Source organism: Pseudomonas sp. SWRI51 (assembly GCF_014268825.1).
Lineage (GTDB): Bacteria > Pseudomonadota > Gammaproteobacteria > Pseudomonadales > Pseudomonadaceae > Aquipseudomonas > Aquipseudomonas farsensis.
In genome coordinates this window covers 1-13,660 of sequence record NZ_JABWRG010000122.1, presented here as the reverse complement: position 1 = coordinate 13,660, position 13,660 = coordinate 1, and the positions used below count along the sequence as shown (strand labels likewise).

Annotated in this window: 14 protein-coding genes; 4 read left to right on the top strand and 10 right to left on the bottom strand. The window is 63.5% G+C overall.

Annotation, left to right across the window (positions count from 1 at the left end):
- Positions 1 to 132: 132 nt before the first annotated feature.
- From tsaB to ppc, 3 genes are all read right to left on the bottom strand, one after another.
- Complete coding sequence (gene tsaB / locus HU720_RS22265) at positions 133 to 807, bottom strand: tRNA (adenosine(37)-N6)-threonylcarbamoyltransferase complex dimerization subunit type 1 TsaB (protein WP_186522982.1); 675 nt, start codon at positions 805 to 807, stop codon at positions 133 to 135.
- A gap of 90 nt (positions 808 to 897) precedes the next feature.
- Positions 898 to 1,548 (bottom strand): adenylate kinase, encoded by a 651-nt coding sequence (gene adk, locus HU720_RS22260; RefSeq protein WP_186522981.1) that lies wholly within the window; start codon positions 1,546 to 1,548, stop codon positions 898 to 900.
- 259 nt (positions 1,549 to 1,807) lie between these two features.
- Complete coding sequence (ppc, locus tag HU720_RS22255) at positions 1,808 to 4,435, bottom strand: phosphoenolpyruvate carboxylase (RefSeq protein WP_186522979.1); 2,628 nt, start codon at positions 4,433 to 4,435, stop codon at positions 1,808 to 1,810.
- Positions 4,436 to 4,580: 145 nt separating this feature from the next.
- Here ppc and HU720_RS22250 point away from each other — a divergent pair, with 145 nt between their 5' ends.
- The 4 genes from HU720_RS22250 to HU720_RS22235 are packed head-to-tail and all read left to right on the top strand — an operon-like array spanning position 4,581 to position 6,442.
- Positions 4,581 to 4,925, top strand: a complete 345-nt coding sequence (locus HU720_RS22250) for a pilin assembly protein (RefSeq protein WP_186522977.1) — start codon at positions 4,581 to 4,583, stop codon at positions 4,923 to 4,925.
- Positions 4,926 to 4,955: 30 nt separating this feature from the next.
- Positions 4,956 to 5,201: a hypothetical protein gene (locus HU720_RS22245; protein ID WP_186522975.1), complete on the top strand. Its 246-nt coding sequence runs from the start codon at positions 4,956 to 4,958 to the stop codon at positions 5,199 to 5,201.
- A complete protein-coding gene (locus HU720_RS22240; RefSeq protein ID WP_186522973.1) occupies positions 5,192 to 5,605 on the top strand; it encodes a DUF4398 domain-containing protein in 414 nt (137 codons plus the stop codon). The genes HU720_RS22245 and HU720_RS22240 overlap by 10 nt, the downstream gene beginning before the upstream one ends.
- A 48-nt stretch (positions 5,606 to 5,653) precedes the next feature.
- Positions 5,654 to 6,442 carry an OmpA family protein gene (locus HU720_RS22235; protein ID WP_186522970.1) on the top strand — a complete coding sequence of 263 codons (789 nt, stop codon included), beginning with the start codon at positions 5,654 to 5,656 and terminating at the stop codon, positions 6,440 to 6,442.
- Between the two features lie 121 nt (positions 6,443 to 6,563).
- Here the strand turns inward: HU720_RS22235 and HU720_RS22230 are convergent, their stop codons facing one another.
- The 7 genes from HU720_RS22230 to prfB form a co-directional block, all read right to left on the bottom strand.
- A complete protein-coding gene (locus HU720_RS22230) occupies positions 6,564 to 6,890 on the bottom strand; it encodes a hypothetical protein (protein WP_186522968.1) in 327 nt (108 codons plus the stop codon).
- On the bottom strand, positions 6,887 to 7,810 hold the full coding sequence (locus HU720_RS22225; RefSeq protein WP_186522966.1) for an alpha/beta hydrolase: 924 nt from the start codon (positions 7,808 to 7,810) through the stop codon (positions 6,887 to 6,889). The genes HU720_RS22230 and HU720_RS22225 overlap by 4 nt, the downstream gene beginning before the upstream one ends.
- Entirely contained in the window at positions 7,782 to 9,059 is a 1,278-nt protein-coding gene (locus tag HU720_RS22220) for a flavohemoglobin expression-modulating QEGLA motif protein (protein WP_186522964.1), read from the bottom strand. Before HU720_RS22220 ends, HU720_RS22225 begins: the two co-directional genes overlap by 29 nt.
- 120 nt (positions 9,060 to 9,179) lie before the next feature.
- Positions 9,180 to 9,728: a hypothetical protein gene (locus tag HU720_RS22215; protein WP_186522960.1), complete on the bottom strand. Its 549-nt coding sequence runs from the start codon at positions 9,726 to 9,728 to the stop codon at positions 9,180 to 9,182.
- A gap of 27 nt (positions 9,729 to 9,755) precedes the next feature.
- Entirely contained in the window at positions 9,756 to 10,460 is a 705-nt protein-coding gene (locus tag HU720_RS22210) for a TetR family transcriptional regulator (RefSeq protein ID WP_186522984.1), read from the bottom strand.
- Between the two features lie 215 nt (positions 10,461 to 10,675).
- Positions 10,676 to 12,178, bottom strand: coding sequence for a lysine--tRNA ligase (lysS, locus tag HU720_RS22205; RefSeq protein ID WP_186522959.1), 1,503 nt, complete (start codon positions 12,176 to 12,178; stop codon positions 10,676 to 10,678).
- A gap of 92 nt (positions 12,179 to 12,270) precedes the next feature.
- Positions 12,271 to 13,366 (bottom strand): peptide chain release factor 2 gene (gene prfB, locus HU720_RS22200; protein WP_186522957.1). Its coding sequence is split into 2 segments (ribosomal slippage): positions 12,271 to 13,293 and positions 13,295 to 13,366, totalling 1,095 coding nucleotides; the frame shifts between segments, so codons are not numbered across the junction.
- Positions 13,367 to 13,660 lie beyond the last annotated feature (294 nt).

Here is a 13,660-nt window from a genome sequence, read left to right as displayed (position 1 = left end):
CGCTCCTACACTGACCGCGTAGACGGCATCGATATGGGGATGGGCGAGCTCTGTGGGAGCTGGCGACAGCCTGCGATGAGGCCAGTACATGCTTGCACAAAACAGCAAGCGTGCTGCCTCACGAGCAAGCCATCAGCGCGCCTTGGGCGTGGCCACGTTATCGCGCAGGTACACCGGCTGCGCCTGGTCAGCCGCCACCGCCTCACCGCGCGCCCAAGCAAAGCGCGCCAGGCTGAGGATGTCCTGGGCATCGGGCAGCGCACCTGCGTCGCTGGCGGCCAACTGCACGGCCAGGCGATCCGCCAGGCCCCAGCCGGTGCCAGCACCGTACCAATCGCCAGAAACGGCCGGCGGCAGCGCTACCCGCTCGGGTGCAATCACCTGCTCCTGGCCGAGCAGGCGCATCTCGCCCTGCTCTGCCGCATAGCAACCCCAATACACTTCATCCATGCGCGCATCGATAGCGGCCGCCACCTGCTGCACGCCATGCCGGCGCAACGCGCCCTGCGCCAGGGCAGCAAGGTTGGAGGTAGGCAGCACCGGGCGGTCGAGGGCAAAGGCCAGCCCCTGGACCACACCGATGGCAATGCGCACACCGGTGAACGCACCCGGCCCACGGCCAAAGGCAATCGCGTCCAGCGCGCCCAGCGCAACCCCGGAATCGGCCAGCAACTGCTTGATCATCGGCAGCAGCTTTTGCGCATGCATGCGCGGGATCACCTCGTAATGGCTGGTCACCTTGCCGTCATGCAACAGGGCAACGGAACAGGCTTCGGTGGCGGTATCCAGGGCCAGCAAGGTGGTCATCGAACGGGGTATCCAGGCATCAAGAGGGAAAGGGCGGCAGTATAAACGACAACGGCCCGCAAGCGGGCCGTGGTGACGCGTGGTGGTGGATCAGCTCAGGGCTGCCAGCACCTTGGCAGTGATCGCATCCACCGAGCCGACACCTTCGATGTGGCTGTACTTCGGTTTGCCGTTATTGGCAGCGGACAGCTTCTGGTAGAAGTCCACCAGCGGCTTGGTCTGGGTGTGGTAGACCGACAGGCGATGACGCACGGTCTCTTCCTTGTCATCGTCGCGCTGGATCAGGTCTTCGCCAGTGACGTCGTCCTTGCCTTCCACTTTCGGCGGGTTGTACTGGATGTGGTAGGTGCGGCCCGAGGCCAGGTGCACGCGGCGGCCAGCCATGCGGCCGACGATTTCTTCGTCGTCCACGGCAATTTCAACCACGGCGTCGATGTCGACACCGGCAGCGACCATGGCTTCTGCTTGCGGGATGGTGCGTGGGAAGCCGTCGAACAGGCAGCCATTGGCGCAATCTGGCTGGGCGATGCGCTCCTTGACCAGGTTGATGATCAGCTCATCGGAGACCAGTTGGCCGGCGTCCATGACTTTTTTCAGCTCCAGACCCAGCGGGGTGCCGGCCTTGACGGCAGCACGCAGCATGTCACCGGTGGAGATCTGGGGGATACCGAACTTTTCGGTGATGAACTTTGCCTGAGTACCTTTACCGGCCCCGGGAGCTCCCAGCAGAATTACGCGCATCTTGTGCTCCTCATATTTTTTTATGCAAATCAACGGATTCGGCGCACAAGGCCAACTCCGGGAAAATCGGACGAGACCGCAAATTCGGTCAGAAGGCTGCTCAAGATACACAGCACCCGCCCCCCCGACAAGCGTCCCAAAGTGGCAACAAAGGCTGCGGCGCAGCCTGCACAGGTGGCGGTTGCGCCTGGCGCAACCGAACGCGCAGTTGCCGCCCGGCGCACCTGGGCGCAACCGGCGGCAAGCACCCGCCTGCTATTCAGCCAGTGTTGCGCAGGCCCGCTGCGATGCCGGCCACCGTCACCAGCAAGGCCTGCTCCAACGGGCTGTCCAGAGCGGCTTCGCGGCTGCGCGAGCGGGCCAGCAGCTCGGCCTGAAGGCGGTGCAGTGGGTCCAGATAGGTGTTGCGCAGGCGGATGAATTCCAGCGTTTCGGGGCTATGCGCCAGTAGCACCGGCTGCCCAGTCAGGCCGAGCACGACCTGGCATGACTGCGACAATAGGTCGCGCAGTTGTGCACCTAAAGGAAGCAGTTCCGGTTGCACTAGACGTTGGTCGTACGCCTCGGCAATTTGTGCATCGGCCTTGGCCAGCACCATTTCCAGCATGTCGATGCGGGTGCGGAAAAACGGCCACTGCTCGCGCATCTGCGCCAGCATTTCGCCCTGGCCACGGGCCAGCGCGTTGTTCAGCGCGGTTTCCCAACCCAGCCAGGCCGGCAGCATCAAGCGGGTCTGGGTCCAGCCGAAGATCCACGGGATAGCCCGTAGGCTCTCGATGCCACCGGCACGGCGCTTGGCCGGGCGGCTGCCCAGCGGCAGGCGGCCAAGCTCCTGCTCCGGGGTGGACTGGCGGAAGTACTCGACGAAGTCCGGGTTCTCGCGCACCACCTGGCGGTAGGCCTTGACCCCGTCGGCGGCCAACTGGTCCATCAGCTCGCGCCAGGCCGGTTGCGGCGGCGGTGGCGGCAGCAGGGTCGCCTCCAGCACCGCCGCCAGGTAGAGGTTGAGGTTTTGTTCGGCGATCCCCGGCAGGCCGAACTTGAAGCGGATCATCTCGCCTTGTTCGGTGGTGCGGAACCGCCCCGCCACCGAACCTGGCGGCTGCGACAGAATCGCCGCATGGGCCGGGCCACCACCGCGCCCCACCGTGCCACCCCGGCCATGGAACAACAGCAGTTCAACCTGGTGCTCACGGCAGATGCGCACCAGGTTCTCCTGCGCGCGGTACTGCGCCCAGGCCGCGGCCGTGGTGCCGGCGTCCTTGGCCGAATCGGAATAGCCGATCATCACTTCCTGCGGGCCGTGCAGCCCTGCGCGATAGCCCGGCAGGCCGAGCAGGCGCTGCATCACAGGGCCTGCGTTGTCCAGGTCGGCAAGGGTTTCGAACAGCGGTACCACGCGCATCGGCCGGGTCAGGCCAGCTTCCTTGAGCAGCAGTTGCACCGCCAGCACGTCAGAGGCAGCGCCCGCCATCGAGATGACGTACGAGCCCAACGAGGCGGCGGGCGCTGCGGCGACCTCACGGCAGGTGGCGAGCACTTCGGCAGTATCGGCCTGGGGCTGGAAATGCGCCGGTAGCAGCGGCCGGCGGTTTTTCAGCTCGGCCTGCAAGAACGCAATGCGCCGCTCCTCGTCCCAGTCGGCGTAGCGGCCAAGGCCCAGGTAATCGGTGATTTCAGACAGCGCATCGCGATGGCGTGCCGAGTCCTGGCGCACGTCCAGGCGCACCAGGAACAGGCCAAAGGTCACCGCCCGACGCAGGCAATCAAGCAGTGCACCATCGGCGATCACACCCATGCCGCACTCATGCAGCGACTGGTAGCACAGTTGCAACGGGGCGATCAGGTCGTGGTTGTCCACCAGCACCGCGGCGCTGGCAGGCTGGGCCGCGCTCAGTGAGGCGTGGGCCCAGGCGCGGGTGGCGCGCAGGCGGTCGCGCAGTTGCTTGAGCAAGGCCCTGTACGGCTCGGCGCTGTCACCCACCTGCTCGCGCAGCGCAGCACTGGCCGCCTGCATCGAAAGCTCGGCAGCCAGGTTGTCGATGTCGCGCAGGAACAGGTCAGCGGCCATCCAGCGCGCCAGCAACAGCACTTCACGGGTGACGGCTGCGGTGACATTGGGGTTGCCGTCGCGGTCGCCGCCCATCCATGAGGCAAAGCGCACCGGGGCGGCTTCCAGCGGTAGACGCAGGCCGGTTGCATGGTGCAGCGCGGCATCGACCTTGCGCAGATGGCTTGGAATCGCCTGCCACAGCGAATGCTCGATTACCGCAAAGCCCCACTTGGCTTCATCCACCGGGGTGGGCCGGGTGCGGCGGATTTCTTCGGTGTGCCAAGCTTCGGCAATCAGCCGACGCAGGCGCTCGCGCACCTGCTGGCGCTCGGCGGGCAACAGGTCGCGATGGTCCTGGGCGGCCAGTTGCGCGGCGATGGCGTCGTACTTCTGGATCAGCGTACGCCGCGCAACTTCCGTGGGGTGCGCCGTCAGCACCAGCTCGATGTCCAGCCGCGCCAGTTGCCGGGCCAGGGCGTCATTGCCGTGCCCCTCAGCCTGCAACCGGGCCAGCAACTCGGGCAGCACGCGCGCCTCGAACGGTTCCTGCTGGTGGGCATCGCGGCGGCGGATCAGCTGGTACTGCTCGGCGATGTTGGCCAGGTTGAGAAACTGATTGAAGGCCCGCGCCACCGGCAGCAAGTCTTGTTCGGGCAGGTCGTCCAGGGTCGAGCTCAGTTGCTCGCCCTCCTCCAGGCGGTCGGCCTTGGCGCTGTGGCGGATGGCCTCGATCTTGTCCAGAAACGCCTCGCCATGCTGCTGGCGAATGGTTTCGCCCAGCAGTTCACCCAACAGATGCACATCCTCACGCAAGCGCTGATCAATATCGCTCATCGGCCTTCTCCACTCCAGGAAACAGCATGCCCCCAAGAGTGCCCACTGGCGCCTGCGCCTGGCAAGCCGGGAACGGCCAAAGCAACTAAAGTGGGTACAGCCAATCCGAAGTTATGCCCCTTCAAAGGCTTTGACAGAGGTCATCATGAAAATCCGCGAACTCGCCCAGCACTGGGAACAGAACGCCGCAGGACGCCTAAGCCCCACTGGTCACACCTTGCACCTGGACATCGAATCGGAAGCGCGCCTGGCTGCGCTGATCGACATGTACCCCAAGCGCACCGCTGAAGAACTGCTGGGCGAACTGGTCGGCGCTGCGCTTGAAGAACTGGAGGCCAGCTTCCCCTACGTCAAGGGCCAGCAGGTGATTTCAACCGACGAGGAAGGCGACCCGCTGTATGAAGACGTCGGCGCCACGCCGCGCTTTCTGGCGCTCTCGCGCAGGCACTTGCACGCCCTTGGCAGCGCCCATGACGACGAGCAAAACTAGCCCTTCACGCTGATCGCGGGCCAGAAAAAAATGGCCCGCGATACCGCCTTCGGCGCGCAAAGTTCCACCTTTTCCGCGCTGACCAATCAGTCAGAAAAAAAAGTATTTAGCGCGCAGTTTTTTCTGAACTATCGCAAAACCGCTTCGGTCACAGCCAATAGCCATCACGGCCAAACCCTGCAAACACGGGCGTTGCAGCCCTCGCCCAGATACAGGGAAACAGCGATGAACCCTTTGTGGCCATCGTCGTTAACAGGAGTGACCCAATGGAGTTGACCACCATGAAGACCCGCATCGTAAACCCCTCCTCCACCCCTCTGCGCGGGCTCAAGCTGGCCGCACTGGCCCTGGGCAGCAGCCTGGTTCTGGCCGGTTGTGCTGGCAAGCCGCCTACCGAGCAATACGCCGTCACCCAGTCGGCGGTCAATTCGGCAGTCAGCGCGGGCGGCACCGAGTTCGCGGCTGTGGAAATGAAAGCGGCCCAGGACAAGTTCAAGCAAGCCGAAATCGCCATGCACGACAAGAAGTACGATGAGGCCAAGAAACTGGCCGAACAGGCTGAATGGGACGCCCGTGTAGCCGAGCGCAAAGCGCAGGCGGCCAAGGCCCAGAAAGCCGTGCAGGACGCCCGCCAGGGTGTTCAGGACGTGCGTGAGGAAGGCCTGCGCAGCGCTGAATAAGCCTGCCTCGCCACGTGAGCTTTCGTTAAAGATCAAAGGATGAACACTATGCGCAATTACGTCATGATTCCCGCCCTGCTGGCCCTGAGCGTTGGCCTGGCTGCTTGCTCCCACGACCCGAACGCCAACCTGGAGTCGGCCCGTACCAACTTCTCGGCGCTGCAAAGCGACCCGCAGTCCACCCAGGTGGCGGCGCTGGAAACCAAGGACGCCCAAGACTGGCTGAACAAGGCTGACAAAGCCTACATGGACCGTGAGGACGAGAAGAAGGTCGACCAACTGGCCTACCTGACCAACCAGCGTGTCGAAGTGGCCAAGCAGACCATCGCCCTGCGCACCGCAGAAGCCGAGCTTAAAAACTCCGCCGCACAGCGCGCCCAGGCCAAGCTCGATGCCCGTGACGCCCAGATCAAGAAGCTGCAGGACAGCCTGAACGCCAAGCAGACCGACCGCGGTACGCTGGTGACCTTCGGCGATGTGCTGTTCGACTTCAACAAGGCCGAGCTCAAGAGCAGCGCCTTGCCGAACGTCACCAAGCTGGCTCAGTTCCTCCAGGAAAACCCTGAGCGCAAGGTGATCGTCGAGGGCTACACCGACAGCGTCGGTTCTGCCAGCTACAACCAGTCGCTGTCCGAGCGCCGCGCCGGTGCCGTGCGCATGGCACTGGTTCGCGCAGGTGTAGACCCAGCGCGCATCGTCGCCCAGGGCTACGGCAAGGAATACCCGGTTGCCGACAACACCAGCAACTCGGGCCGTGCGCAAAACCGCCGTGTGGAAGTGACCATTTCCAACGACAACCAGCCAGTTGCGCCACGTTCGATGAGCCAGGCGCAGTAAGACGGGTCAATGGGGGCTGCTTTGCAGCCCTTTCGCGGCGCAAGGCCGCTCCTGCAGAGGCGTTTCAAACCCCTGTAGGAGCGGCCTTGTGCAGCGATGGGGCGCAACGCGGCCCCAGCTGTTACTGCACCTGCTGGGGCGTCTCCTGCCCCACACACCGCACAGCGCGCTTGCGGTCATCCACCAGCACCCCGCTCAACCCCTTCTGCTCGGTATCGAACAGCACCAGAACCCCATCAATACACTGCGCCACCTGCGCCGCAGGCGTCAGCGAGACTTTGTAGTCCTCGCCAGGGATGGTCTTGAGCATGGTGAAATCCTGCAACAACAGAGCATCTTCAGGCTTGGCGAAATGCAGGTAGCCGTAATACCAGAGGGCCCCCACCGTCACGATGATGCTACCGAAACCGGTCAGGATCAGCGGGATGGCGTTGCGTTCTTCACTCATTGCTTGGTGTTCTCGTCAGGGTAGTTGGGCACTTCGGCCAGGCGACGCAGGCCGTTGAAGTGGGTCGGGTCATCCAGAAAACGCAGCATCACCTCACGCCAGGTTGGGTCGGCGAAGGTCTGCACATGGCCGCCACGGGTCAGCTGCAGCACCCTGGGCACCGGGGCGTGCTGATACAGCCTTATACCGTTGGCCATGGGTACCAGTTGGTCATCGATGCTCTGGAAGAACAGTTTCGGCGGGCTTTGCAGTTGTTCGATCGAGCGGATCGCGCTGTCACCGTCGGGCACCAGCCATGACAGCGGCACTTGCAATGGCCAGGTCAGCCACGAGGTGCTCAAGGCAAAGCGGCCGACATCGCGGTAGCTGGCTGGCACGCCGTCGAACACCAGTGCGCTGAAGCGCTGGCGCTGTTCGGGGTGTTCTGCCAGGTAATGGATGGCCATTGCCCCGCCCAGGCTCTGGCCCAGCAGCACCAGCGGCTTGCCTTGCACCTCGGGGGCGGCTTGCAGCCAGGCCATGGCAGCGGCGATATCCTGATACACCGCAGGCAGGCTCGGCGCGCCTTGCGACAGGCCGTAGCCGCGGTAGTCGATCATCAGCACCTGATAGCCCTGCTCCGGCAGCCAGTAGCTGCCGCCCAGATGGCCGGCCAGGTTGCCACCGTTGCCATGCAGGTGCAGCACCGTGCCCTTGACCGCGACACCGGCCTTGGCCGGCAGCCACCAGCCGTGCAGGCGTACGCCATCGGCGGTGGTCAGGGTGACGTCGCGGTACTCGAGCTTGGCCCGTTCAGGGGTGAACGGCTGGCCGCGTTCGGGGAAGAACAGCAGGCTGCTGCAACCGCTGAGCCCCAGCAGCAACATGCCAAGGGCCAGGCAGCGCAAGCATTCAAAGAATGTTCGCATAGTCGGCTTCAATGCGGTCAAGGCTCAGGTGGTTGAGGAAGTTGGAGAAACACATCCACGCCGACAGCGCATTAAGGTCGCGGAACTGCTCGGGCAGGTACTTGGGCGGCTCCACCAGGCCTTCTTCGACCAGTTGGCGCAGCGTGCGCATGTCTTCAAGGGTGGTCTTGCCACAGAACAGCAGCGGGATCTGCTCAAGCTTGCCCTTCTTCACGGCCAACTGAATGTAGTTGTAAACCATGATGAAGCCCTTGAGGTAGGACAAGTCCTTGGTAAATGGCAGGCCATTTGGCACCGAACCCCGGAACACGCGGCTGGCGTTGCTGTAGCTCTGCGACAGCTCGAAACCCTGCTCGCGGAAGAACTCGAACACCTGCAGAAAATCAGCCCCCTCCTCGACCATGTGGATCGCCCGGGTGCGGTTGGCCAACTTGCGCAGGCGGCTTGGGTAGGAGGCAAATGCAATGACCTCCATCAGAATCGCCAGGCCTTCCTGGGTCACCGTCGAGGACGGCGGGCCCTTGGCCAAAAAGGTGCAGATTGGCTGGTTCAGGCCATTGAGCGTGGTGCCCACGTGGACCAGCCCTTCATGCACTTCAAGGGCGCGTACGTCGCGGCTGTTGAACATGGCATCGGCGCGCACCTTGATGTAGTCGGCACCGGCAGCGGCGTCGGCAACGATGCCGTCGGACTCGAACACGCGGATGGTGCCTTCGGCCTCGCCGAACACCTTGTTCAGGCGGCGCTGGAGGATATCCACCGCTTCCTTGGCCGTGAGGTTTTTCGGCTCGTCCTTGAGGTCACCACGGCCGTCGATGTTGTCCAGGTAGTTGGACAGCATCAGGCCCAGGTCGGCCAAGGTCGGGTCGCCGGCATGGAATGCATCGGAGGCGGCGCCGTAGAGTTCCTGCGAGATCAGCCCGAAGTCCTCGGTGCCGCGCGCTTCGAGCATGCGCACCACCATGCGGTACTCCTTGCACATGCGTTTCATGATTTGCCCGACTGGGTTGAACTGCCCCAGTTGCCGGGTGATATCGCGCTCGATGCTCTGGAATTCGGCTTTTACGGCGCTGGAGTCGAAACCCAGCGGGCGGCTCTGGTAGTAGGCGCGGTCGACCGCTGGCGGCTCCTTGCCCTTGCCCTTGAGAAAGCCCTGACGGATGCCGTCGTCCCATTTCACCGCGTCGAGTACGCGGATCGGCGTCTGCGCGGCGACGATGCGGTCAGAGAGGGTGCGGATGGTTTGTTGGTAATCGTCCACCGGGAACTCCTTGTTGGTGCCTCATCGCGGGGCAAGCCCGCTCCCACGTACGGGGCTGCCCCAAAGGCATTGGATGCGTGTCCAATTTCCTGGGTGCAGTCCATACCCACTGGATCAGGGCTATTTACCGGACCGCTGGAAGCGCGCCACTTCGACGAACAGGTCGGAGTTGGCCGGGTCGTCGAGGTAGGCCAGCACACGTTGGGCGGGGCTGTCGATCAGTACGCCGTCACCGTTGTCTTCCGGCACCTCGATGCTGCGCCCGCTCAGCTCTTTTTGCGCAAGCGCCTGCTGCACCTGCTCGACGTCAAGGTTGTAGACCACCAGTTCCTTGCCTTCGACGATATCGAAACCGCCAATCAGGAAGTTGCCGCCCAGGCGCTTGGGCACCCCGGCAGACAAGTACCAGCGGTTGCCGTGGCGCGACACAGTGAACACGTATTCCTCAGGCGCCTTGCCCTTGGCGGTGGCCACGGCCTTGTAGGAATCGGCGCCGCTGCGGCTGATCACAAGCTTGAGCGGCTCGCCCCAGGCGTCCTTGCTGCTCCATTTGCCGAGCAGCCCCTTGGGCGCGGCCTGGTTGGCCGGCAGCGGCTCGTGAAAGGTCACCAGACAGCCGCCCAGCAAGAGAAAGGACACGCTCAACAGCATCACACGCCAGGCTTTCATCAGGTTCTCCTTGAGAATTCGGTCGCCTCAGGCCGAAGCCAGCACCATCTGCAGGTATCGGACAAGAATAGCGAGCATCTGCTCATCGGCCTGCGCATCAGCGCCCTTGAGCAGCCCCTGATATTCCATCTGCTCGATTATCGCCGTCAACATCTGCGCGTCCTGCTCGGGCTGGCGCGAGCCCACCACCTGCAGCATCTGCCGGGCGCCATGCAGCAGGATCTGTTCATGGGCACACACCAGTTCAGCCAGGCGCGGGCACAACAGCGCCTCTTGGCGAAAGCCCTGCTCGGCCATGAGGAAGTCGCGGCGGTTGTGCAACTGGCGGATCACGTAGTCGGCGGTCATGCGCGCCACATCATCCACCAGCCGGGCACGCGCTTGTGGCGTGCCGTCACCTTGGGCCAGCAACTGGCGCAACAGCACCTCGGTATTGGCCCACAGCTTGGACATGTAGTCGGCGCTGCGGGCGACGTACTGGGCGAAGGTATCGGCCAGCAAGTCCTGGATGTCCTTGAAATAGTAGGTGGTGGCCGAAAGCGGCACACCGGCTTCGGCGGCCACCGCACGATGGCGCACGCCGCGCACGCCATCACGCACGACAATGCGCATGGCCGCGTCGAGGATTTGCTGGCGGCGCTGCTCGCTGCCCTGGCGGGCGGTCTTGCGGCCCTGGTACTGCACGCTTTCGGCAACGGCGCTGGCGATGCCGGCAGCGCCCTGGTGAGGTATAGCGGGATTCACGGTGAAGTCACCTCATGAATTCTAGTCAGATGCTGGCAGCGCGAGCCTCATCGCGGGGCAAGCCCGCTCCCACGCTGTGGACTGCCCACAAGGAATCGGATTGGTGTCCAACTTCTTAGGGGCAGCCCTCTGTGTGGGAGCGGGCTTGCCCCGCGATGGCAGGCAAGAAAAAGCCGCCTCGAAAGGCGGCTCGTTCAGCTCAATCAAGCCTGTGGACGCATATGCGGGAACAGGATCACATCGCGAATCGACGGCGAGTTGGTCAGCAGCATCACCAGGCGGTCGATGCCGATGCCTTCACCGGCAGTCGGCGGCATGCCGTATTCCAGGGCACGCACGAAGTCTGCGTCGTAATGCATGGCTTCGTCGTCACCGGCGTCCTTCTCGGCCACCTGGGCCAGGAAACGCTCGGCCTGGTCCTCGGCATCGTTGAGCTCGGAGTAGGCGTTGGCGATTTCGCGGCCACCGATGAACAGCTCGAAGCGGTCGGTCACAGCAGGGTTCTGGTCGTTGCGACGGGCCAGCGGCGAGACTTCGAACGGGTACTCGGTGATGAAGTGCGGCTGCTCCAGCTTGTGCTCGACCAGTTCTTCGAAAATCATCACCTGCAGCTTGCCCAGGCCTTCGTGGCCAAGCACCTTGGCGCCGGCCTTCTTGGCGATGGCGCGGGCCTTGTCGACGTCCTGCAGGTCGGCGGCGGTCAGCTCAGGGTTGTACTTGAGGATCGAGTCGAACACCGACAGGCGCACGAACGGCTCGCCGAAGTGGAACACCTTGTCGCCGTACGGCACGTCGGTGCTGCCCAGCACCAGTTGTGCGAGCTCGCGGAACAGCTCTTCGGTGAGGTCCATGTTGTCGTTGTAGTCGGCGTAGGCCTGGTAGAACTCGAGCATGGTGAACTCGGGGTTGTGCCGGGTCGAGACGCCTTCGTTACGGAAGTTGCGGTTGATCTCGAAGACCTTCTCGAAACCACCGACCACCAGGCGCTTGAGGTACAGCTCCGGCGCGATGCGCAGGAACATGGCCATGTCCAGGGCGTTGTGGTGGGTTTCGAACGGCTTGGCCGCAGCGCCGCCCGGGATGGTCTGCAGCATCGGCGTTTCGACTTCGAGGAAGTCGCGCTCGATGAGGAACTTGCGAATGTGCGAGATCACCTGCGAACGCACACGGAAGGTGTGGCGGGTGTCTTCGTTGACCATCAGGTCGACGTAGCGCTGGCGGTAGCGCTGCTCGGTGTCGGTCAGGCCGTGGTGCTTGTCCGGCAGCGGACGCAGCGATTTGGTCAGCAAGCGTACCTGGGTCATTTCGACGTACAGGTCGCCCTTGCCGGAACGGGCCAGGGTGCCTTCGGCGCTGATGATGTCGCCCAGGTCCCAGGTTTTGACCGCGGCCAGGGTTTCTTCGGGCAGGGTCTTGCGGTTGACGTAGACCTGGATGCGCCCAGTCATGTCCTGGATGACCATGAACGAGCCACGGTTGAGCATGATGCGGCCAGCCACCTTGACCGGGATCGCTGCAGCTTCCAGTTCTTCCTTGGTCTTGTCCGCGTATTGCTTCTGCAGGTCGTTGCAGTAGCTGTCGCGACGGAAGTCATTGGGGAAGGCATTGCCCTTGGCGCGCTCGGCAGCAAGTTTTTCCTTGCGCAGGGCGATCAGGGCGTTTTCTTCCTGTTGCAGGTCTTGCGCTTCGGTCTTGAGGTCGCTCATGTCGTCATTGTTTCCATCAGGTATTCGTTGCCCTCACAGGTGAGGGATCGCGGGGCAAGCCCGCTCCCACGGGCCTGCCACGGCGTAGATGCTTACAGCCCCTGCTTGAGGCTCGCTTCGAGGTACTGGTCGATGTCGCCGTCGAGGACCTTGGTGCAGTCGCTGCGCTCGACACCGGTCCGCAAGTCCTTGATGCGCGAGTCATCCAGCACATAGGAGCGGATCTGGTGGCCCCAGCCGATGTCCGACTTGCTGTCTTCGAGGGCTTGCGAGGCGGCGTTGCGCTTCTGCATTTCCAGCTCGTACAACTTGGCCCGCAGCATTTTCATGGCGGTGTCTTTGTTGGCATGCTGGGAACGTTCGTTCTGGCAGGCAACCACGGTGTTGGTCGGGACGTGGGTGATACGTACCGCCGAGTCGGTGGTGTTGACGTGCTGACCACCGGCGCCGGAGGAGCGGTAGGTGTCGATGCGCAGGTCCGACGGGTTGATCTCGATTTCGACCTTGTCGTCGATCTCGGGCGAGACGAACACCGCCGAGAACGAGGTGTGGCGGCGGGCGCCGGAGTCGAACGGGCTCTTGCGCACCAGGCGGTGCACGCCGATTTCGGTACGCAGCCAGCCAAAGGCGTATTCGCCCTTGATGTGCACGGTGGCGCCCTTGATGCCAGCCACTTCGCCTTCGGACAGCTCGATAATGGTGGCGTCGAAGCCGCGCTTGTCGGCCCAGCGCAGGTACATGCGCAGCAGGATGTTGGCCCAGTCCTGGGCCTCGGTGCCACCGGAGCCGGCCTGGATGTCCAGGTAGGCGTTGTTCGGGTCCATCTCGCCGCTGAACATGCGACGGAACTCAAGCAGGGCGAGGGATTCCTCGAGCCCTTGCAGCTCGGTCACGACATCGCTGGCAGCGCTTTCATCGCCTTCCTCGACAGCCATGTCGAGCAGGTCCTTGCAGTCGGCAAGGCCGCCGGACAGCTTGTCGAGGGTCTCGACCACCTGCGCCAGCATGGCCCGCTCACGGCCCAGGGCCTGGGCGTATTCGGGCTTGTTCCAGACGGCCGGGTCTTCCAGCTCGCGGTTTACTTCGACTAGACGATCATGTTTGTGATCGTAGTCAAAGATACCCCCGAATGGACTGGGAACGCTCGGTAAGGTCCTTGATGGTGTTCAGAATCGGTTGGATTTCCATGGGCGGGCAGCTCTCTTGCGAATTCGGTGAAAAGCCCGCGAGTATAACCGAGTCTGGATCATGGCGGCAGACCCGCTTGGCAGGTATGGCCCGCTGCCACGAGCCATTCACTCTGTGAGAGATTCCAGGGTGCTGCACAAGCCCATACTGGCCTAATCGCAGGCTAGCGCCAGCTCCCCCAGAGCTCGCCCATCACCCTATCGATGCCGTCTACGCAGTCAGTGTAGGAGCGGCCTTGTGTCGCGAAAGGGCTGCGAAGCAGCCCCAGGATCTGAGCAACCACCAGAATCGCTG